Below are 19,723 nucleotides of genomic sequence, written 5' to 3'. Positions count from 1 at the left end.
CCTAATAAAATAACCTGTCTAACTTTAGGGGGTCACTTCATTTATCGGTGGTGGTTTTTATTTATTTGAATTTAACTCGAAAAGCATGATGAAGAGTAATAGTACGGGGCGATCAATGTAAGTTATAAGTAAATAATTGAACTTGTGCGGGAACGTTAATTCAAGAACAGGCTATGTTGATAGAGGGAGGAGGACTTATATGCCTGTGAAACCTTCCATGTCATGTCCATATATCGCAAGAAAAATAATTTGATGCGAAGAAAAAAATAAATTTAGGACCTATCAAAAGGAATGTAACCTTTTTGTTACCGACGGAATGGAGACTACCGTTATAATTAAGTGTGGTAATAAAAAATAGGCAATTTAGCCTATTCACATCTATTCCGGTATATCAATTATATGAATTTAATTATAATAGATTTTTATAGCATATAAGCTGGTAAGGAGGAATGTGTCATGTGGAGAAGAGGAAAGTCTTCCTTATACTTCATAGGAGTAGTCTTGATGATGACCATAATCATCTCAGGCTGTACGTCTTCCGAGCCTTCTTGGTCGACTTTTGTAGGTGCGGCGGTGGAGAAAAGTTACCCTGTCCCCAAAGAAGCTAATAGAACAGATGCCGTACTTAACAACTCTAAGATGGACTATGTCCACTATTCATTCCCAGGGCTTCGTGAAGATGACGGGGTACCAGAACCTTACGAGAAAGCAATTTCGGAGTGGGGATGGGTTGAAAAGGTGGAAGAGAATACGGGCACGACAACGGTGTACGAGAAGGGCAAGTTGATTGTTCAATTAACGATTCATGATGATTCTTTTACCGTATTGGTACCGAAGACAGATGAGAAAGTGGTTATACAAGGAATAGAGAGTAGCCCCTAGTATCTGTAGCTTGGATACGGACAAGATAGAGTTGAGAAGTAGAACATATGGAGTAAAGCCAAAAGACCTGTTGCCTGCGTTTATGCAGAGAACAGGTCTTATAAAATATAGGGCTAGTAAAGTTTTATTATTGTTTGTAGTAGGAGAGGTCTTGTTCATTGAATTTTAACATACCATCTTTGGGCTGGTCTCTTAGACCGATTAGAGCAAATAGTCTTGGAGTCATGAGCCAAAGGTACCAGAAAAAAAGTGAGAAAGTAAAGGATACTGGAGACCAAGGAATTAGGATAGCTATAATACAGAAACCCATCCAGGCAGAATGATAATGTACCCGGCGAAAAACAGCATAACTAATGAATTGATCCGGCATATATCCGATCCAAGGAAGATGTAAGGAGAATTTCCATCGTTTACGATTGACCTGGCTTACAACAATCAGAACGGATCTTGAAATGACATATTGAATCCATAAAGCCACTGGAATAGAGAGTATAAAGAAAAAGATGCTAGTCCAAGAGATAAATAGCATTTCGGCTGCTAACCAAATAAAAGGGATGGTTAGATAACTCATGATTAGGGCCTTAGGGAACAACAGTTTTTTAAGAAGTCGATACTGATAAAATGTTGCATTGGTTACTGTGTCCTCAGGCATGATCACATAACCCTCCTTTAATACATGATAGCTTTCCAAAGAAATACATGTCTTTCTTAATATATCGGATAAAAGAAAGAATATTTAAGATTTTATACTGTACAAACACCGTAAGAAGATAAACGGCATATATATAAAGCAGGAACGGGACTATGAAAGGGTTTAAATTGATAGAAACTGTGCCATACTGATAGTAAAACGGAACAAGGTGGGATCGTTCATGAATGAACTTATCGAAGACACCTGTATCATATGCGGGGAGCTTAAAACGGAAGGGATTCATATCGTATCCGAATTTATATGTGATGCTTGTGAATCCGAGATGGTGCATACGGAAGTACAGGAGGACAAATATCATTTCTTTATTCATCAATTAAGACAGATTTGGGTACAGAAGAATGCATAATTGAACTATTAAATAATCTAATACCCTCGTAAATTAGGGGTAGGTATAGTAATTAAAACATAGACTCCACTTTGTGGGGTTATTTTGTTGCTCTCATAGTGATGTAAGCGGTAAGATAAAGGCATAGTATCGTTTTATTTTTGATGTTATAGGGTAAAATAGACAATCCGGAAGGACTTAGATAGAAATGTTAGATAGTAAAGAATCTGCTCCATTATATGAAGCATTACTTCGGTATAAGAAAAGTGAAGATGTTTCCTTTCATGTGCCGGGACATAAGGATGGACAAGCCTATCGATCATTGCAAATGGGTGGAGAGCCATTAACACAAGTGATGGATATCGATATTACAGAAATAACCGGAAGTGATGATTTACATCATCCTGAGGGCGTGATTTTGGAGGCACAACAAAGGGCAGCCAGTTATTTCGGAGCTGATCAAACTTTTTTTCTCGTTGGAGGTAGCACAGCAGGAAATTTGGCACTTATTCTAAGCGTATGTACTAGACCAGGAGATGTCCTACTTGTACAGCGGAATGTACACAAGTCGGTTATTCACGGACTAATGCTAGCTAATGCTAATGCGGTGTTCCTTGCACCACAGATACATGCGGAGAGTGGGTTAGCCACTATACCGGCTCAAGATACAGTCCGTGAAGCCCTACGCAGGCATCCTAACGCAAAAGGAGTACTAGTGACGCATCCGAACTACTATGGGATGGGTACTTCACTTAAGCCACTAGCAGAGCTTTGCCACAACAGCGGTGTGCCATTGCTGGTTGATGAGGCACATGGCGCCCATTTCGGGCTGCATCCGAAGTTGCCGGAGAATGCGCTGGAAGCAGGCGCAGATGGTGTCGTCCAATCAACACATAAGATGTTGACGGCCCTCACTATGGGCGCGATGCTGCATGTACAAGGCGACTTACTGGATCGCAGGCTATTGGCTCAGCGGCTTGCTATGATCCAGAGTTCAAGCCCGTCGTATCCCATTATGGCATCGCTCGACTTGAGTCGTAGTTTGCTGCAGACGAAGGGTCCGGTTATTTTTGAAGAGGGATTAGCCGCATTTCAGACTATTCGTAATGGAATAGCAAACCTTTCACGCTTTGATGTGCTCAAAGTAAACGCTAGTGATACGAATGCTGCATATGATATACAAGATCCTTTTAAAGTGGTATTGTATGACACTTCTGGCCAGTGGAGTGGATATGAGTTGCAGGAAAAGTTAGAGGCAGCAGGATGTATTCCTGAGATGAGTGATGATCGTTATGTCGTGTTAGCGCTAAGTCAGGGAACGACATATAAAGACACTGTACGCTTGCTTCTTACTTTGGAAAATATGGATAAAGTCGGATATATTAGGGAAAACACTCGGTTTTCCACGTGGAACATCGCTCAGGAGGATGAAGTGTCATCCCCTATATTATTCAACTTAACTCCGATTTCTGAGGAGATGACAGAAGCCGTCTCTATCGAACAAAGCGTAGGGCGACAAGCAGCAGAGATGATTATTCCCTACCCACCGGGTATTCCGCTTTTATATCCAGGGGAAATGGTCTCTAAGGAAACCATGGTTCGTTTAGTTGGGCTCAGAGAGGCCAAAGCAAAGTGCCAGGGAGCGGAGGATCCACTGCTCAGAGCGATCAGAGTCAGGAAAGTTAAAGAAGGAAGCAGGGGAAAGGTATGAAGGGCAGAGGATTATTCATTACACTAGAAGGCGGAGAAGGATCTGGAAAGACGACAGTCATCGAGGAATTAGGCCGTGCCTTAGAACAACGAGGGGTTCCATATGTTATAACTCGTGAGCCAGGTGGAATTGAGATTGCAGAGAAAATCCGCGGTATTATTCTTGATCCCATGCATACGGCTATGGAAGGACGCACAGAGGCATTATTGTACGCAGCTGCAAGACGACAGCATTTAGTCGAGAAGGTGGAGCCTGCACTTGAGCGAGGAATGGTCGTGTTGTGTGATAGGTTTATTGATAGCAGTCTCGCATATCAAGGGTATGCACGGGGATTAGGCGTGCAGGAAGTGCTTACGATAAACAGCTTTGCGACTAACGGAAGATTTCCTGATCATACCTTTTATATGGATATTGATCCGGAGCAGGGTTTGTCTAGAATTGCAGCAGGACAGGGTAGAGAAGTGAATCGTTTGGATTTAGAGAGTATTGAGTTCCACCAGAAGGTGAGAGAAGGTTATTTAATCGTGGCGGACATGTATCCGCAGAGAATTACGACAATTGATGCTTCCCGAGCAAAAAAAGAGGTAGCAGCGGAGATAAATAATTGTCTTTCCGCACTTTTGAAGGATTATTTGATATAATTGTCAAATAATAAGGTGAGTTATATTTTATGATACCGAGGAGGGGCTGTATATGAAACTCATAATTGCGATCATTCAGGATAAAGATAGCAACCGTTTATCCAGCGCACTAGTGAAGGAAAATTTTCGGGCAACCAAATTGGCTAGTACCGGCGGCTTTCTAAGGGCGGGTAACACAACGTTTATGATTGGTGTCGACGATAATCAGATAGAATCAGTAATGAATGTCATTCGCAATAGTTGCAAAATCCGTGAGCAGTTAGTTACGCCTGTGACACCAATGAGTGGAACGACGGATTCATATCTGCCACTTCCTGTAGAGGTTCAGGTTGGTGGAGCTACTGTATTTGTACTTCCAGTTGACCGGTTTGAACATTTTTAAGTTAGTTACAACAGAGGTCCAATTTGAAATATTCTAAGTTAGGCAGTGATTGTAGTGAAAATAGAGCCTGGATTCAGACCGCTCAAAAACGGACTGGGAGTAACCGACAGTTCTGCTAAACCAGTTCAGACGAAGAGTTTCTCCGATGTCATACAGCAACAGGGAGCACAAGCCTCTCAGCAGGAGCTTGATCGGAGGTTCAAGGAAATTCAGTCACAAGGAGATCGTCTCGCGCGGTCCATGACCATCAGAGAATTGAAAGCGTATCGTCTTCTTGTTAAAAGATTTCTGGAGGATACGGTTCGGCGGGGCGTAAGTATGAAGGAATCCAGGGGATGGGACCGCCGTGGACGAGGTAAACGATATAAATTAATAGATGAGGTCGATGCCGCATTACTCGCGATGGCCGATGAGTTGTTAGAAACAGAGCAAGGAAAAATTGATTTACTGCAGAAAATAGGCGAGATTCGCGGTATTTTAATTAATTTTAGTTTCTAGAAGTGAGTTTACCATCTCACTTCTAGGTTTTTTTGCAGGGAGGTAAGAGAGCAATCATGTCGTTTGATGAAATATTAGGTCAAGATGCTGCGAAACAGTTGCTCATGAGTGGACTTCGTCGAGGTCAAATATCTCATGCATATATATTCAGTGGACCGCCGGGAAGTGGACAAAAGGAAATGGCGCTGACTTTTGCACAAGCGCTGTTCTGTACTCAGCGAAACGGTGAGAATCCTTGTGGAGAATGTTTGGAATGCCGCAAAGTAAAACATGGTAATCATCCCGACCTTCACCAAGTTGCTCCAGACGGTTCCACGATTAAGATTGACCAAATCCGTGACCTGCAGCGAATATTTTCCTATCGCTCGGAGAGTGGGAATTATAAAGTATATATTATTGATGAAGCTGAAAAAATGTCAGTGCAGGCAGCGAATAGCCTACTAAAGTTTCTTGAAGAACCACCTTCCCCGGCCGTAGCGATCTTATTGTCTGACAACGGACGAGCCCTACTTTCAACGATTCAATCTAGGGCACAATGGGTTCCATTTACCCCTCTAGACCCAGATCGGATGCTCCAAATTTTGTCGGACGAGGGAATTCCACGGATACTAGCAGGGTGCGCTGTGCATTTGGCGGCAGGGCTCGGACCATGCCGAGATCTACTTGGACAGAATTGGTTTGCAGAAATTAGAAACGTAGTGTTACAATTAGGGAAGGAGACCATCAGCCGTAGTGGTTCTCCATTAATTACAGCTCAGCAAAGCGTGTTCAAAGCAGGTCTAGGTGAGCACCTAGATATGTTGTTTAACCTTTTCCATTTGTGGTTCAAAGATATGGTTCATGCGCTCTATCATAAACATGACCGAATTATATTTATAGATGAACTGGATTTTATAGTTAAGTACTCGTCGTCTCGTAGTGCAGATCAGTGGATTGATGCTATGGCATTGGCCGCGGAGAGCAAGAAGAAATTACGGTATAATATGAATGCCCAGCTTTGTCTTGAAAGTTTCCTCATTGGTATTGAAGGTCAACATTAAGTAGAGAGCAGTACGCGCATACTAGATAAACAAACTTTCTCCCGTGAAAGAGCAGGGACTTCCATTAAAAAGCTTCATCAAGTTGTTTATTGGCTATACGAGGGGGTAAGTTTTTGTATACTGTAGTGGGTGTCCGTTTTAAAAAGGCGGGCAAAATATATTACTTCGATCCACTGGAACTTCCAGTTGAGAAAGAACAGAGCGTTATTGTTGAAACAGCAAGAGGGATCGAATACGGCAAAGTAGTGATCGGGAAGAAACAGGTTGGAGAATCCGATGTCGTTCTTCCACTGAAGAAGGTCATCCGAATTGCTGATGAATCTGACGCCTGTGTAGTTGATGAGAATAAGCTTGCGGCAAAGAATGCATTTGCCACATGTTTAAATAAAATCAAGGATCATGATTTGAAAATGAAATTGGTCGATGTAGAATTTACATTTGACCGTAATAAGATCATTTTCTATTTCACTGCTGAAGGTCGGGTTGACTTCCGCGAATTGGTCAAGGATTTAGCTAGCATTTTCCGCACTCGAATCGAACTCAGACAAATTGGGGTAAGAGATGAGGCTAAGATGCTGGGTGGTATTGGTCCGTGTGGACGCGTATTATGTTGTTCTTCTTGGCTTGGTGATTTCGAGCCCGTCTCAATTAAGATGGCTAAAGATCAGAGTTTGTCACTCAATCCAACTAAGATATCTGGATTGTGTGGACGCCTTATGTGTTGTTTGAAATTTGAACATGATAATTACGAAAGCGTGAAGGAAGAGCTTCCTTCCGTTGGTAAAGTAGTTGTTACCTCTTTGGGGGATGGTAAAGTCGTCGGTCTGAATGCGGGTTCTCGTACCGTTCATGTACAATTATTTGAAGTGGGCAAGGTTAAAGAATTGCCTTTGGATGATGTTGTTGTTAAGTAAAGTAACACATATTTTCAAGATAGACTTTAGAGATGACTCTGGGGTGGGAACTTGAAGAACAAAGATATTTTTACTCATATGCAAGCTGTAGAAACACAAATGGGAGATATACATGGTGATTTGGGCACGCTCAAACTTGAAGTGAAGAAACTGGTAGAAGAAAACCAGCGACTTCTTGTAGAGAACGAGCAGTTGCGCAAAATATTAAAGCGGGAGAGCACTGAAGGCCGCTTAACTTTGACCTCTGCGGATAAGGCTTCTAATCCTCTACTTGAGGGTAAGGAAATCATCGACATGGTGGGAGAAGGTTACGATAATCTGGCGCGTCTCTATCATGAAGGCTTTCATATTTGCAATGTGTATTACGGGCATTTACGAACGGAAGGCGATTGTCTCTTCTGTCTCTCTTTTTTGAATAAATAACAAGCCGTAGGGATAAGTCCTACGGTTTTTTTAAATATAAGGGAAGTATAGGTCAGCTCATACTTTGCTTATGAACTCAATTTCTATAATTTAAAAGAATGGAAGATCAGATAGATGAACAAAGTGCCTATACATGAACAAGAACGAGTAGATGATCTACTTACTCATCAATTACAGATCATTCAGAGTGACGAAGTGTTTAGCTTCTCGATGGACGCTGTCTTACTAGCTCGCTTTGCATCCGTACCTAAGTATGGAAAGATTCTGGACCTGTGTACCGGAAACGGGGTAGTTCCCATCTTGCTATCGACACGGAGTGAAGCTAATATCGAGGGTATTGAAATTCAGCCTAGATTAGCAGATATGGCCAGACGAAGTGTGGAAATGAACGGCCTACAGGACAAGATTTTTATTCGCGAAGGTGATTTACGGGAACTAGTGAAGGAAACTGGTCATGGAGTATATGATGCTATCACGGTAAATCCACCGTATATGCCGCTTACCGGGGGGGACATCAAGCTGAACTCCCACCAAGCGATCGCCAGACATGAGATCCATTGTAGCTTGGAGGATGTGATATCCGCCGCCACGAAACTAGTTAGAAATGGCGGGAAAGTAAACATGGTGCATAAACCGCAGCGGCTCGGCGAAATTATTACTTTGCTTAGGCAATATAAGTTAGAACCGAAAGTTATTCGATTTGTACACCCAAGATCGGGAATGGAATCTAATATTGTGTTAATTGAAGCGATAAAGGATGGTAAACCCGATATGAGAATTTTACCTCCGCTGATCGTTTACAAGGAGAACGGGGAATACTGTGAAGAAATCATGGACATTTATTACGGATCAGAAGAGGGAAAAGTATGAGTATACAAGTTCAGAAAAGTTTTGTAGAAAAACCGGATGCAAAACCATGCGGGAAGTTGTATCTCGTTGCTACGCCAATTGGTAATTTAGAGGATATGACGTTCCGAGCTATTCGGACTTTGCGAGAGGTTGATATTATTGCTGCTGAGGATACACGCCAGACACGGAAGCTACTGACTCATTATGAGATTACAACGGGAAAATTACTGAGTTATCACGAACATAATAAGGCAGCGAGTGGTCCTGAATTAATTCGCCTTATAATAGAAGGAAATAATTTGGCACTCGTGAGTGATGCCGGTTTACCAGCCATTTCAGACCCTGGTAGCGACCTCGTAAAATTGGCGTTAGAACAGCATATATCCGTCATTCCGATACCTGGGGCAAACGCCGCTTTATCAGCACTTATCGTTTCGGGATTATCCACCCAAAGATTTCAATTTCTCGGATTTCTACCCCGTGATAATAAGGAGCGTGAGAATCTACTGAAGAGTCTTCAAGATGAGGAAGGGACTTTGTTGCTGTATGAATCACCCCATAGAGTGCTCAAGACACTGGAGTCGATCCATGAGGCTTGGGGAGACCGCAAAATTGTACTAGCTAGAGAATTGACCAAGCGTTATGAGGAGATGGCCAGGGGGCTGATCAGCGAATGCCAAGCTTGGTTGCAAGAGCATCCACCGCTTGGTGAGTATTGTATTGTTATAGACGGAGCGAATCCCGAAGATGTTAAACAGAGACGAGATGCATGGTGGCAAACATTGTCAGTAGAAGAACATGTTGTTCATTATGAGGAGCAAGAGGGAATTTCGCGTAAAGATGCGATGAAAAAAGCTGCGGGAGATCGAGGAGTCTCAAAAAGAGATATTTACCAACTGCTATTATAGAGGTAAGGACAAAAAAAGTGATCCCTACTAGTAGGAGTAATCCTACTAGAGGGACCAAGGAGATATGAAAAAGGTTAGAATTAACAGTTTCAATAAATCTATTATATACTATAATTCCTAGTTTGTCACAGGGGCAGGAATTTCAGAAATACATTCGTGACAAACGATCTTACCTTTGAAGTAAATAACGTTCTCAGCGTTGCCGCAGAAGATACAAGCAGGTTCATATTTCTTCAACATGATCCGCTCTCCGTCTACATAAATTTCCAGTGCATCTTTTTCGCCAATACCGAGTGTACGGCGTAATTCAATCGGAATAACAACCCGACCTAATTCATCTACTTTTCTTACAATTCCAGTTGATTTCATCATAACTGATGATAACCCCTTCCGCTATAATTTAAATATGTCATAGTTCGACAAACTTCTATCTTTTATGATATTTATAATACCAACCATTGCCAAAATAGTCAACCTATTAATGGAATATTTCTTTTAATTCTCCATATTTGCGCTTTGCAGGGTCTGTTTTTCCTATAAATCCAGTAAAAATAAGTGCTTTCCAACATTCGACATATTGGAAATCAACACTTCGTCGTTATTCGACATAATTCGACATTTTATGTCGATATAAGGCATAATTCTGCTAAATATTTTTAAGAATTAGATATGAAAAAATATGAGATAAGGAGTGTTAGCCATGCATCGCCAATTACGTGAAGAAAAGGTGTTCAAAGATCCGGTACACAACTATATACATGTGCAGGATGAAATTATCTGGTCTCTCATTAATACTACGGAATTTCAACGTCTCCGTCGCATCAGGCAGCTTGGCACATCTTACTTAACATTTCATGGTGCAGAGCACAGCCGATTCTCTCATTCTCTAGGTGTATATGAAATTACTCGTCGAATCATCTCGCAGTTTGAACAGGGTAAGTACCCTGATTGGCCAAGGGATGAGCGATTGGTTGCTCTTTGTGCGGCATTGCTCCATGATCTTGGGCACGGTCCCTTTTCTCATTCTATAGAACAGGCATTTCAAATGGACCATGAGGATTGGACTTGTAAAATATTGCTCGGAGATAGTGAGGTTGCTTCAGTATTAAGAAGATTGGGTGATGATTTCCCGGCCAAAGTGGCATCCGTCATTCGTAAAGATTATGACAAACCGATCGTTGTTAACTTGGTCTCAAGCCCGCTTGATGCGGATCGAATGGATTATTTGCTCAGGGACGCTTATTTTACGGGTGTAAATTATGGCACCATTGATATGGACCGAATATTACGGATGCTCCGGCCATTTCAAGGTAGGGTTGTTGTGAAGGAATCAGGAATGCATGCGGTGGAAGATTATTTGATGTCCCGTTACCAGATGTATTGGCAGGTTTATTTTCATCCCGTTACCCGTAGTTCAGAGATCATCCTAAGGCAAATTCTTCGCCGAGCTAAGGAATTGTATAAGAGTGGGCATTCCTTCGCTTTTTTACCTGATCCATTGCCAGGCCTATTCAAACGTGAATTAACTGTGCAGGAGTATCTACTATTAGATGAGGCGCTCATTCAAACTGCATTTATGCAATGGAGAAATGAGAAGGATGATTTACTTAGTGATCTTTGTTCCCGATTTATGGACCGTAAATTGTATAAATATGTAGAAACTGAATCCCTTGATAAGGAAATGATAGAAGAAATACGGCACGCTTTTGCAAAAGTGGGACTTAACCCAGATTACGACTTGGAAATTGATTTTCCCACTGATCTGCCGTATGATGTTTTTCGACCTGACGGGAAATTTAGGGAGAAACAAATACTACTCTTGGATCGTCAAGATCAGTTGCGAGAAATTTCTGAGGTATCGGATATTGTTCGGTCAATCAGTGGACTTCATCGGGGTAAATTTCATTTGTACTTTCCGGATAATAAATTGACCCCTGTGTTAGATAAGCTTCCCCAGGAAATTGCGGATTTGTTTCAATTACAGACATAATTAGGAGGATTAGCAGAATGCTATTCGATACTCATACTCATTTGGATGCAATTCAGTTTGATGAAGACCGCGAGGAAACGATTACAAGGGCACTGGAGCAAGGTGTTACTCGAATGATCAATATCGGTTTTAATCGGGAGACGATCCCGACAACAATGAAGCTTGCGGAGGCTCATGACTTCATTTATGCAGCTGTTGGTTGGCATCCACAGGATGCGATTACGATGCAAGAAGGTGACTTGGACTGGATCGCCGAATTATGTGCCCACGAAAAGGTAGTTGCGATCGGCGAAATAGGCCTCGATTATTATTGGGATACTTCACCTAAGGATGTACAACATACGGTACTCCGTAATCAAATTGGACTGGCTCGGAGTTTGGGCATGCCAATCTGCATTCACAACCGGGATGCACATGAAGATGTGGTTCGGATTTTACGTGAAGAGAAGGCAAGTGAGGTTGGCGGAGTGATGCACTCGTTCTCCGGAAGCTGGGAAATTGCTAAAATGTGTCTGGATATGGGGTTTCATTTGTCGTTTGGTGGCCCCATTACGTTTAAAAATGCCAAACAGCCAAAAGAGGTCTTAGCACAGACACCGATGGATCGATTATTGATCGAAACGGACTCCCCATATTTAACACCACACCCATATCGTGGTAAAAGAAATGAGTCTGCACATGTTCGTCTAGTTGCAGAAGCTGCAGCTGAGATAAAAGGCATGTCCTTCGAAGAAATCGCTGAAATAACAACTCAAAATGCGCTGGGACTATTTGGGATTAGATGAATTCGAGAGTAAAAGAGCTGAAAAAGTGAGTAAACGGGAAAGATTAATACTTTTTAACTGTTTAAAGCGAGAATATTACAAAAAATTAACCATATTTTAAAAGAAACGTGGTTGATTGATGCTTTACAACATGCATCGAAACAGGATAGAATCTTTTCAGTAATCGAATTCGGTGTCCATCTGGAAACTAATGGGACGTCTTCGATCACATGTTTCCATGAACCAGTCTCGCTGAATCTCCTAAATGGAGAACGGGGGAACCGATACGTAGATTGATCAGGGTTCGTATACCGATCCTCTCGTAATTGATTTCTTTATGGGTCTTTGGGGTGAATTCGAGGTCATTGCGCCATGAGCGAATGTACTGAGAAAGGGCGGCTCTCTGCGTCCGAATCCGACAGCTAACCTCGTAAGCGTCTCAAGAGAGGCAACTCGTGCATCCTATTACATCATGACATGCGGAAGCCACGAAGGAGTTCCTCTAACTCTTTCTTTAGGCTTCTTTTGTTTTTGAATAAATGTAATAGGCACATCATACTCTTGTTTAACAGGAGGATGACCTATGCCGACCGGACTGGGGCAGGATGCGGAATGCAGTTGTTTATGCATTTCGTACAAATGAATAATAGTCACGTCAAATGTATCTTATATCGACTTAGACGGCGGGGCTATGAAGGAGGAGAGAAGATATGGGCATTTTCCACAAAAAGGAGACCCATGAATCACGCTCATCCAGCATGTCTTACGCAATGCATTGGAAGCCTGAAAATTTACGTCGGATTTCTGTAATTAGCTTGTTCGTGATCGCTGCAGTTGTCACACTGATTGGTTTGAATAGCCAAGACAAGAAGAATGTCGCCTTGGCAAAAGACGGTGAGATGGGATCAGTAGAGACACAGCACTCGCTAATGAATGAGGTGTTGGATGAACACTCCATTTTATTGAATCCGGAGGACAAAGTTTCAAGTCCACTTGCAATTTCCGTTGTGAGAGCCGTTCCCGTAAAGCTTACTGTGGACGGAACAACCAAGACACATTTTACAACTCAGAAAGACGTAGAGGGTGCTATCAAGGAACTAGGTGTTTCCTTGGACCCCATAGATAAAATTACCCCTGCTTTGAGTAGTGAGCTTAAGTCCAATTTGGAGATTCGGATTGTCCGGGTTAACAAGCAACTGGTTCAAACTCAAGAGGCTGTACCATTCACCATCGTGAAGACCTCTGATCCAGATCTGCTTAAGGGGAAGACTAAGGTCATCCAGCAGGGAAGCAAAGGTTTAGTTACCCACAACATAGAGAAAGTATATGAAGACGGAATTTTTGTATCTAAGCAGTGGCTCGGTAAAGAGGTCTCTAAGACCGCTCAACCGAAAGTGATAGCCGTTGGTACAAAGAAACCAACAGCCGTTCTGTCTGCCAGTATCACTCGGACCGGTGATAAGGTTGATATTAGTGGACTAACGACCAAAGGTGGCGTCTCGTTTAAATATAAAAAAGTGCTGAAGAACGTCACTCTTACCGCCTATTCTGCCGAGGAAGACGGTATTGGTACGAAGACAGCTTCCGGTACTCGTGTGAAAGAGGGAAGAACAATTGCTGTAGATAAGAGCGTTGTCCCGATGGGATGGTGGGTCTATATCGAAGGTGTTGGCTTCCGTCGTGCCGAGGATACGGGTGGTGCAATTAAAGGTAATAAAATGGACGTCTATTACGATAGCTTGAAGGCAGCCAATCAATTTGGCCGCAAGAAGGGTCGTACAGTCTATGTCATTGGTCCTACCAAGCCTGAGTTAAACTAGAGATCTAGTTTTACATTGGGTAGGGAATCGGATAATATTATGTTAATAAATAAGCTTAAGTTCAAGAAGAGGATTTATCCTCTTCTTTTTGTTGTGATAAGGAAGGAAGAGAGTACATGATCAAAGAGATCATTGTGGTGGAGGGCCGGGACGATACGGTTGCTGTGAAACGTGCCTTAGAAGCAGATACGATTGAAACCGGTGGCTCTGCAATTAACGAAATGACACTGCGGAAGATAGCCCTAGCACAGGAGCGACGTGGTGTTATTATTTTTACTGACCCTGATCATGCCGGTGAGCGCATCCGCAAAATTGTAGCCAATCGGGTGCCTGGCTGTAAGCATGCCTTCCTGCGGGAAGCAGATGCGACGAAGCGGGGAGATATCGGCGTCGAGAATGCTTCTCCTGAGGTCATACGTGAGGCCCTAGCTAATGTACGCAGTGAAGTCGTTGGTGAAGCCAGTGAAGCGGGAATGATCGACTGGGAGGATTTATTGGCGGCAGGGCTTATTATTCATCCGGAGGCAGCTGCTCGGCGGAGAGTCATGGGTGAAATACTTGGTATTGGATATTGTAATGGGAAACAATTTTATAAGCGGATGACAGTATTTAGAATTAGCCGGGAAGAATTTGCGGCCGCATTAGCTCAATTGGAAGACAAAGGGGTATAACTTGTTATGAATATTTTGGAAGACGTTTCAACGCCACGCCGGACGAAAGAGATCATTGCGCGACACGGATTTAAATTTAAAAAAAGTCTAGGTCAGAACTTTCTGATCGATCAGAATATCCTCGGTAAGATTGTTGCTGCAGCAGGATTAGATGAGTCCAAAGGAGCACTGGAGATTGGTCCAGGTATTGGTGCGCTTACGGAAAAGCTGGCTCAAGAAGCAGGGAAGGTGGCGGCCGTAGAGATCGATCGTCGTCTCATTCCTATTCTTAGAGAAGTTATGGAGCCTTATCCTCAAGTAAATGTTATACAGGGCGACGTTCTGGATCTGGATTTGCGCGCACTATTTGAGGCAGAATTCGGCGATGTTAGCGGTGTTAGCGTGGTGGCTAATTTACCTTATTATGTAACGACGCCGATCCTGATGAAGCTATTGGAAGAGAAATTACCACTGGAACATATTGTCGTCATGATTCAGAAGGAAGTAGCCCAGCGGATGGCGGCCTCTCCAGGAGGCAAGGAGTATGGCAGTCTTAGTATTGCTGTTCAGTATTACAGCAAGCCAGAATTAATTTGTATGGTGCCTCCTACTGTCTTCATTCCACAGCCGAATGTAGAATCGGCAGTCATCAGGTTAACAGTTCGTGATGAGCCACCAGTGCAGGTGGATGATGAGGCTTTCTTCTTCGAGGTCGTACAGTCTTCTTTTACTCAGAGACGTAAGACGATTGCAAATAACCTGAAAAGCCGTTTCTTCTCAGGTGAAGGGCGCGAGACATTGGAACGCCTGTTGGCAGAGGCAGAGATTGAACCATCAAGACGTGCAGAAACGCTCAGTCTAGAGGAGTTCGCTCGTCTTAGCAATGTTTTCCTTGGTGCTGGATTGAACTCTTAGTTACTGTAACCATTCCCTCTGTTAGCCCATACGATGGGGGTAGAGGTGATGGACTTGACGAATTTGGGAGACTTGGTCGTTCGCAAATCTTACGGAGGAGATGTAACCTTCCGAATTGAGAAGATTGAGCGAAATGTGGCCATAATCAAGGGAATAGATTTTCGGTTGCTGGCTGACGCACCTTTGACTGACTTAGTTAAAGTGGATCCGGATTCCCCTAGCGAAAGAGCGAGACGTGCGAATATCCAGGCTACAAAATCGCTGGAGTGGTTACATCGAGAACGAGTCGAGCAAGCACAGCGAAATCAGACTGTATTAAATCAGGAATGGCTTCCACAAGATAACGTAGAAACTGAACCATCGTACTTTGAGGTGCCTGGTAAGGTACTTCATTTAGATGGTGATGAGCGGTATTTGCAGAAAAGCCTTGAACTGTATGAGAAGTTAAGAGTGCCTGCTGAAGGTTATTTTGTGAACGAGTCTGCTATGGCCGGAGCACTGCAGCGTTTGCTGCCAAGTGTTCGTCCAGATATCGTGGTAGTGACAGGTCATGACGGTGTACTCAAGAATCGCCCTAACAGCAATCTTTACAATTTGTCGAGCTATAAGAACTCAAGACATTTTGTAGAGGCTATTGGAGCGGCTCGGCAATATGAACGTAATTTTGATACCCTGACTATTGTTGCAGGAGCATGTCAATCGCATTTCGAGGCATTGTTACAGGCAGGAGCCAATTTTGCCAGCTCACCAGGGAGGGTGCTCATTCATGCACTCGATCCGGTCTATATTGCCGCGAAGGCTTCGTTTACGTCCATCCGGGACACCATTCATATCACCGACGTGCTGAACAATACAATTAGCGGTACTCAGGGTGTAGGTGGTATTGAGACACGGGGGAGCTATCGTATTGGTCTGCCCAAACCTAAAGATTTATCAACTTTGAAGGTTGTACCTTCTATGTAGTTTAGTTATCCTGAAACGTCCGATATTATCGGGCGTTTTCTTTGTTTTTACTGAGAAAATGAGGCGTAATACAGGTTTCCAAAAAAAACAATTGACAACCGATTTTTCTTGCTGATATACTTATTTGTTTGGAATTGACAAGACACTGCTTTCTGTTGTATAATAGAAAAAGAAAGTAGGTGGTCACAGGTAATGGCTAAAAATGCGCTGTCAGATATTAAGCACAGTCTCGAAGCTCACGTAGGACAGAAAATTCTGCTCCGGGCCAACGGAGGACGCCGAAAGACCGTCGAACGTACCGGTGTATTGGAGGAAACTTATCCTTCCGTCTTTATCGTGAAGTTGGATGAAGAGCAACAGACTTTTAAACGTGTGTCATACAGTTATGCCGATATACTTACTGAATCCGTTGAGGTTATGATCTGTAACGATAATAACAATAGCGAGATGCGGATTTCGTATATTAAGCCGTGAACATCATGATTATTCAGTAAACGACCTTGGCCCAAAGCTAGGTCGTTTTTTTGCGCCCAATAATGGATACTCAATAATAGACAAAAGCTCCTAGTCATGTGCGACTGTAGGGTGGGTAGGTTTTCCACCGTATGAGAGGAGCTTGAAGGCGTCATACTAACATTGTTTCTTCATATCCATCATTTCGTAAGGAGGGCTAGCTATGTCACGTAGAAGGCGCAGCGTTATGTCGGAGGATTTGAAGGTTGAACTTGCAAAGGATCTAGGGTTTTACGATACGGTCCAACAAGAGGGTTGGGGTGGCATTAAGGCCAAAGATGCTGGCAATATGGTCAAAAGAGCGATTCAACTCGCAGAGCAAGCCGCCTCAAAACGATAGAAAGGAAACGAAGCCATCCCTTTGGGAGGCTTCGTTTTTTTAAATTATAAAGGCTGTAATAATGCCAAGATAATAATTAGGGACTTTATAGCCTTTTATTCTTATGTGAAGATCAAGTAGAATGAGGGGATAGCGTGATACTTGTAAGCTAAGAGGAGCCTTTCCTTCTCTGCATAGACGAAGGTGAAAGTTTTTTTTATAATATGTTAAGTTATATGTGAATCTATGGAAATGCTGAGGGTGGGTGAATACCTTGAAAATATATGAAAAAGCACCGGCTAAAATTAATTTAATGTTAGACGTATTACATAAGCGAGAAGACGGATATCACGAAGTAGAGATGATTATGACGATGGTCGATCTTGCTGACCGCCTAGAAATGAGCACTCTTCCACGGGATACCATTATTATTTCAAGCCAGGCTGGGTACATTCCACTGGATGAGAAGAATCTTGCCTTTCAAGCGGCTAGGTTAATTAAGGATCGTTATAATGTGAGTAAAGGTGTATACATCCATCTCGATAAGAATATTCCCGTAGCAGCAGGGCTTGCTGGAGGTAGCAGTGATGCAGCTGCTACACTTCGGGGGTTGAATCGACTATGGGAGCTGGACATCCCTGTTGAAGAGCTCAAAGCACTAGGTGCAGAGCTGGGCTCGGATGTCCCCTTCTGTGTGACCGGTGGTACTGCGCTTGCAACAGGCCGGGGAGAGAAGCTCACCCCGCTACCTAATCCGCCGCAATGCTGGGTTGTTTTAGCGAAGCTTCCCATCAATGTATCAACCGCAGAGGTATACGGGCGTCTACGTAGCTCGAGAATCACACACCATCCTTCAGCCAATACTATGATTGAGGCGATCGAGAGTGGATCCTTCTCATCTGTATGCGAAGGGCTTGGTAATGTTCTGGAGGATGTGACACTACAATTGCATCCAGAGGTGGCTCACTTGAAGGAGGCCATGCTTAAGCTTGGCGCGGATGGTGTTCTCATGTCCGGCAGTGGACCTACGGTATTTGGACTTGTCTCCAAAGAGTCTAAAGTGTCACGAATATATAATGGACTGCGCGGCTTCTGTAAAGAAGTATATGCAGTGCGACTACTAACTCGAGGGTAAAGTTTGGACAAATCCGTACAAAAGTGGTATATTTTCTATAAAATATTCGGATTTAGCGAGGGGTACTTCGTGAAAAAATTAAAAAGAAGCGCTCGATTGGTAGACATGACACAATACTTATTATCCCGTCCGCATCACCTCATACCGCTCACTACGTTTGCTCAGCGCTATGGCGCAGCCAAATCGTCGATCAGTGAGGACTTGGCAATTATCAAGGAAGTATTCGAGGACCAAGGAATGGGTGAATTACTTACATTAGCCGGCGCAGCTGGTGGAGTTAAATACATTCCGAAGGTGAGTCGTGAAGGGGCTCTAATCTTTATTAATCAGCTCTGTGAGAAGTTGTCGCAGCCTGATCGCATTCTCCCTGGTGGTTATTTGTATATGTCAGATCTGTTAGGACAACCAGGTCTGATGAATGAAGCGGGTAAGTTATTCGCTACTGCTTTTGCAGACGCAAAAATTGATTGTATTATGACCGTAGAGACCAAAGGTATTCCTTTGGCTTATGCCACGGGTGCTGAGCTTAATTTGCCGGTCGTACTAGTGCGAAGAGATCATCAGGTGACGGAAGGGTCCGCTGTAAGCATTAATTATGTGTCTGGATCTCAGAAGAGCCTGCATACCATGAGCCTGTCTCGGCGTGCACTCAAAGAAAGATCCCGAGTACTTATCGTGGATGATTTCATGAAAGCAGGCGGAACGATTCAAGGTATGGTCGACCTGTTGGCTGAGTTTGATGCGACTGTTGCAGGGGTTGGCGTACTGGTGGAATCAGGTGAGGTTGAGTCGGAACAACGGCTACTACATGATTATGTGTCCCTTGCTACACTCAGAGCTGTAGATGCCAAGGGTAAGGAAATTTCAGTAGAACCTGGGAACTATTTCTCCAGGAAATAATAGGTCGAAAGAGATGTCGATTTTACACTAAAATAATGAGTTTGGGACGAAACTTGTCGAAAATCACTCATTCTTAAAAAAATTCCTGAATTTAGGTCATTTTGTTTACGAAAAAAAAAGGATTTCCGTTTGCTATGTGGAATAATACACCAAGTCTCTGATGGAAAAAGGTGGTGAACACATATGCAAATTACGGATGTAAGGCTTCGCCGGGTTAGCTCGGAAGGTAGAATGAAAGCGATAGCATCCATTACCATCGATAACGAGTTTGTTGTTCATGACATTCGTGTAATCGACGGGAATAATGGAATGTTCGTGGCAATGCCAAGCAAGCGCACACCGGACGGGGAATTTCGGGATATCGCGCATCCGATATCTTCCGGCACACGCGAGAAGATTCAAGCTGCGGTATTGGCTGAATACGAACGTGCTGCTGACCAGGAGGAAGTTATCGAAGAAGGGGCTTAAT

Annotated in this window: 24 protein-coding genes and 1 riboswitch; of the genes, 22 read left to right on the top strand and 2 right to left on the bottom strand. The window is 43.2% G+C overall.

The genetic code is table 11. The features are described 5' to 3' along the window. Positions 1 to 456: 456 nt before the first annotated feature. Entirely contained in the window at positions 457 to 882 is a 426-nt protein-coding gene (locus EJP82_RS22185) for a hypothetical protein (RefSeq protein WP_127194256.1), read from the top strand. Between the two features lie 127 nt (positions 883 to 1,009). On the opposite strand, the gene EJP82_RS22180 is transcribed toward EJP82_RS22185, so the two are convergent. Beyond that, positions 1,010 to 1,534 (bottom strand): hypothetical protein, encoded by a 525-nt coding sequence (locus EJP82_RS22180; protein ID WP_127194255.1) that lies wholly within the window; start codon positions 1,532 to 1,534, stop codon positions 1,010 to 1,012. A gap of 220 nt (positions 1,535 to 1,754) precedes the next feature. Between EJP82_RS22180 and EJP82_RS22175 the strand changes: the two genes are divergently transcribed. The 10 genes from EJP82_RS22175 (at position 1,755) to rsmI (ending at position 9,285) form a co-directional block, all read left to right on the top strand. Then, a complete protein-coding gene (locus EJP82_RS22175) occupies positions 1,755 to 1,940 on the top strand; it encodes a sigma factor G inhibitor Gin (protein WP_127194254.1) in 186 nt (61 codons plus the stop codon). A gap of 187 nt (positions 1,941 to 2,127) precedes the next feature. Further along, complete coding sequence (locus EJP82_RS22170; protein WP_127194253.1) at positions 2,128 to 3,630, top strand: aminotransferase class I/II-fold pyridoxal phosphate-dependent enzyme; 1,503 nt, start codon at positions 2,128 to 2,130, stop codon at positions 3,628 to 3,630. Further along, complete coding sequence (gene tmk / locus EJP82_RS22165; protein WP_127194252.1) at positions 3,627 to 4,271, top strand: dTMP kinase; 645 nt, start codon at positions 3,627 to 3,629, stop codon at positions 4,269 to 4,271. The genes EJP82_RS22170 and tmk overlap by 4 nt, the downstream gene beginning before the upstream one ends. 52 nt (positions 4,272 to 4,323) lie before the next feature. Then, the gene (locus EJP82_RS22160; RefSeq protein WP_127194251.1) at positions 4,324 to 4,653 is read left to right on the top strand and encodes a cyclic-di-AMP receptor; all 330 of its coding nucleotides are present in this window, start codon (positions 4,324 to 4,326) and stop codon (positions 4,651 to 4,653) included. A 54-nt stretch (positions 4,654 to 4,707) separates the two neighbouring features. Then, complete coding sequence (locus tag EJP82_RS22155) at positions 4,708 to 5,151, top strand: YaaR family protein (protein WP_127194250.1); 444 nt, start codon at positions 4,708 to 4,710, stop codon at positions 5,149 to 5,151. Between the two features lie 56 nt (positions 5,152 to 5,207). Beyond that, positions 5,208 to 6,191: a DNA polymerase III subunit delta' gene (gene holB, locus EJP82_RS22150; RefSeq protein WP_127194249.1), complete on the top strand. Its 984-nt coding sequence runs from the start codon at positions 5,208 to 5,210 to the stop codon at positions 6,189 to 6,191. 113 nt (positions 6,192 to 6,304) lie between these two features. Next, positions 6,305 to 7,105 carry a PSP1 domain-containing protein gene (locus EJP82_RS22145; protein ID WP_127194248.1) on the top strand — a complete coding sequence of 267 codons (801 nt, stop codon included), beginning with the start codon at positions 6,305 to 6,307 and terminating at the stop codon, positions 7,103 to 7,105. A 51-nt stretch (positions 7,106 to 7,156) separates the two neighbouring features. After that, positions 7,157 to 7,528 carry a DNA replication initiation control protein YabA gene (gene yabA / locus EJP82_RS22140; RefSeq protein WP_127194247.1) on the top strand — a complete coding sequence of 124 codons (372 nt, stop codon included), beginning with the start codon at positions 7,157 to 7,159 and terminating at the stop codon, positions 7,526 to 7,528. A gap of 114 nt (positions 7,529 to 7,642) precedes the next feature. After that, positions 7,643 to 8,398: a tRNA1(Val) (adenine(37)-N6)-methyltransferase gene (locus EJP82_RS22135; protein ID WP_127194246.1), complete on the top strand. Its 756-nt coding sequence runs from the start codon at positions 7,643 to 7,645 to the stop codon at positions 8,396 to 8,398. Continuing rightward, positions 8,395 to 9,285 carry a 16S rRNA (cytidine(1402)-2'-O)-methyltransferase gene (gene rsmI, locus EJP82_RS22130; protein ID WP_127194245.1) on the top strand — a complete coding sequence of 297 codons (891 nt, stop codon included), beginning with the start codon at positions 8,395 to 8,397 and terminating at the stop codon, positions 9,283 to 9,285. Before EJP82_RS22135 ends, rsmI begins: the two co-directional genes overlap by 4 nt. Before the next feature lie 117 nt (positions 9,286 to 9,402). On the opposite strand, the gene EJP82_RS22125 is transcribed toward rsmI, so the two are convergent. Beyond that, positions 9,403 to 9,657, bottom strand: coding sequence for an AbrB/MazE/SpoVT family DNA-binding domain-containing protein (locus EJP82_RS22125; RefSeq protein ID WP_127194244.1), 255 nt, complete (start codon positions 9,655 to 9,657; stop codon positions 9,403 to 9,405). 328 nt (positions 9,658 to 9,985) lie between these two features. Between EJP82_RS22125 and EJP82_RS22120 the strand changes: the two genes are divergently transcribed. The 11 genes from EJP82_RS22120 to spoVG all read left to right on the top strand — a co-directional run bounded on the left by EJP82_RS22120 (position 9,986) and on the right by spoVG (position 19,722). Next, on the top strand, positions 9,986 to 11,275 hold the full coding sequence (locus tag EJP82_RS22120) for an HD domain-containing protein (RefSeq protein ID WP_127194243.1): 1,290 nt from the start codon (positions 9,986 to 9,988) through the stop codon (positions 11,273 to 11,275). A gap of 17 nt (positions 11,276 to 11,292) precedes the next feature. Beyond that, a complete protein-coding gene (locus EJP82_RS22115) occupies positions 11,293 to 12,060 on the top strand; it encodes a TatD family hydrolase (RefSeq protein ID WP_127194242.1) in 768 nt (255 codons plus the stop codon). Between the two features lie 219 nt (positions 12,061 to 12,279). After that, positions 12,280 to 12,492: riboswitch (cyclic di-AMP (ydaO/yuaA leader) on the top strand. Between the two features lie 257 nt (positions 12,493 to 12,749). Beyond that, on the top strand, positions 12,750 to 13,859 hold the full coding sequence (locus EJP82_RS22110; RefSeq protein ID WP_127194241.1) for a resuscitation-promoting factor: 1,110 nt from the start codon (positions 12,750 to 12,752) through the stop codon (positions 13,857 to 13,859). Positions 13,860 to 13,975: 116 nt separating this feature from the next. Next, a complete protein-coding gene (gene rnmV, locus EJP82_RS22105) occupies positions 13,976 to 14,530 on the top strand; it encodes a ribonuclease M5 (protein WP_127194240.1) in 555 nt (184 codons plus the stop codon). A gap of 6 nt (positions 14,531 to 14,536) precedes the next feature. Beyond that, positions 14,537 to 15,424, top strand: a complete 888-nt coding sequence (rsmA, locus tag EJP82_RS22100) for a 16S rRNA (adenine(1518)-N(6)/adenine(1519)-N(6))-dimethyltransferase RsmA (RefSeq protein WP_127194239.1) — start codon at positions 14,537 to 14,539, stop codon at positions 15,422 to 15,424. Positions 15,425 to 15,472: 48 nt separating this feature from the next. Next, the gene (gene yabG, locus EJP82_RS22095) at positions 15,473 to 16,387 is read left to right on the top strand and encodes a sporulation peptidase YabG (RefSeq protein WP_127194238.1); all 915 of its coding nucleotides are present in this window, start codon (positions 15,473 to 15,475) and stop codon (positions 16,385 to 16,387) included. A 192-nt stretch (positions 16,388 to 16,579) separates the two neighbouring features. Beyond that, complete coding sequence (veg, locus tag EJP82_RS22090; protein WP_127194237.1) at positions 16,580 to 16,861, top strand: biofilm formation stimulator Veg; 282 nt, start codon at positions 16,580 to 16,582, stop codon at positions 16,859 to 16,861. 202 nt (positions 16,862 to 17,063) lie between these two features. Next, a complete protein-coding gene (locus tag EJP82_RS22085) occupies positions 17,064 to 17,240 on the top strand; it encodes a small, acid-soluble spore protein, alpha/beta type (RefSeq protein WP_127194236.1) in 177 nt (58 codons plus the stop codon). Positions 17,241 to 17,493: 253 nt separating this feature from the next. Further along, on the top strand, positions 17,494 to 18,354 hold the full coding sequence (ispE, locus tag EJP82_RS22080) for a 4-(cytidine 5'-diphospho)-2-C-methyl-D-erythritol kinase (RefSeq protein WP_127194235.1): 861 nt from the start codon (positions 17,494 to 17,496) through the stop codon (positions 18,352 to 18,354). A 69-nt stretch (positions 18,355 to 18,423) separates the two neighbouring features. Then, the gene (gene purR, locus EJP82_RS22075) at positions 18,424 to 19,254 is read left to right on the top strand and encodes a pur operon repressor (RefSeq protein WP_127194234.1); all 831 of its coding nucleotides are present in this window, start codon (positions 18,424 to 18,426) and stop codon (positions 19,252 to 19,254) included. A gap of 183 nt (positions 19,255 to 19,437) precedes the next feature. Further along, on the top strand, positions 19,438 to 19,722 hold the full coding sequence (gene spoVG / locus EJP82_RS22070; RefSeq protein ID WP_110930526.1) for a septation regulator SpoVG: 285 nt from the start codon (positions 19,438 to 19,440) through the stop codon (positions 19,720 to 19,722). Position 19,723 lies beyond the last annotated feature (1 nt).

The organism is Paenibacillus anaericanus (genome assembly GCF_003994475.1).
In the GTDB taxonomy this organism is placed as follows: domain Bacteria; phylum Bacillota; class Bacilli; order Paenibacillales; family Paenibacillaceae; genus Fontibacillus; species Fontibacillus anaericanus.
Note: the sequence above shows the minus strand (reverse complement) of the source record. Positions and strands in the feature narration are given on the sequence as shown.

Excerpts from the sequence above, each read along its gene's own strand:
- EJP82_RS22185 (WP_127194256.1), top strand. The coding sequence starts at position 457 with ATGTGGAGAAGAGGAAAGTCTTCCTTATACTTCATAGGAGTAGTCTTG.
- EJP82_RS22180 (WP_127194255.1), bottom strand. The coding sequence starts at position 1,534 with ATGCCTGAGGACACAGTAACCAATGCAACATTTTATCAGTATCGACTT.
- EJP82_RS22175 (WP_127194254.1), top strand. The coding sequence starts at position 1,755 with ATGAATGAACTTATCGAAGACACCTGTATCATATGCGGGGAGCTTAAA.
- EJP82_RS22170 (WP_127194253.1), top strand. The coding sequence starts at position 2,128 with ATGTTAGATAGTAAAGAATCTGCTCCATTATATGAAGCATTACTTCGG.
- tmk (WP_127194252.1), top strand. The coding sequence starts at position 3,627 with ATGAAGGGCAGAGGATTATTCATTACACTAGAAGGCGGAGAAGGATCT.
- EJP82_RS22160 (WP_127194251.1), top strand. The coding sequence starts at position 4,324 with ATGAAACTCATAATTGCGATCATTCAGGATAAAGATAGCAACCGTTTA.
- holB (WP_127194249.1), top strand. The coding sequence starts at position 5,208 with ATGTCGTTTGATGAAATATTAGGTCAAGATGCTGCGAAACAGTTGCTC.
- EJP82_RS22135 (WP_127194246.1), top strand. The coding sequence starts at position 7,643 with ATGAACAAAGTGCCTATACATGAACAAGAACGAGTAGATGATCTACTT.
- rsmI (WP_127194245.1), top strand. The coding sequence starts at position 8,395 with ATGAGTATACAAGTTCAGAAAAGTTTTGTAGAAAAACCGGATGCAAAA.
- EJP82_RS22125 (WP_127194244.1), bottom strand. The coding sequence starts at position 9,657 with ATGATGAAATCAACTGGAATTGTAAGAAAAGTAGATGAATTAGGTCGG.
- EJP82_RS22120 (WP_127194243.1), top strand. The coding sequence starts at position 9,986 with ATGCATCGCCAATTACGTGAAGAAAAGGTGTTCAAAGATCCGGTACAC.
- EJP82_RS22115 (WP_127194242.1), top strand. The coding sequence starts at position 11,293 with ATGCTATTCGATACTCATACTCATTTGGATGCAATTCAGTTTGATGAA.
- EJP82_RS22110 (WP_127194241.1), top strand. The coding sequence starts at position 12,750 with ATGGGCATTTTCCACAAAAAGGAGACCCATGAATCACGCTCATCCAGC.
- rnmV (WP_127194240.1), top strand. The coding sequence starts at position 13,976 with ATGATCAAAGAGATCATTGTGGTGGAGGGCCGGGACGATACGGTTGCT.
- rsmA (WP_127194239.1), top strand. The coding sequence starts at position 14,537 with ATGAATATTTTGGAAGACGTTTCAACGCCACGCCGGACGAAAGAGATC.
- yabG (WP_127194238.1), top strand. The coding sequence starts at position 15,473 with ATGGACTTGACGAATTTGGGAGACTTGGTCGTTCGCAAATCTTACGGA.
- veg (WP_127194237.1), top strand. The coding sequence starts at position 16,580 with ATGGCTAAAAATGCGCTGTCAGATATTAAGCACAGTCTCGAAGCTCAC.
- EJP82_RS22085 (WP_127194236.1), top strand. The coding sequence starts at position 17,064 with ATGTCACGTAGAAGGCGCAGCGTTATGTCGGAGGATTTGAAGGTTGAA.
- spoVG (WP_110930526.1), top strand. The coding sequence starts at position 19,438 with ATGCAAATTACGGATGTAAGGCTTCGCCGGGTTAGCTCGGAAGGTAGA.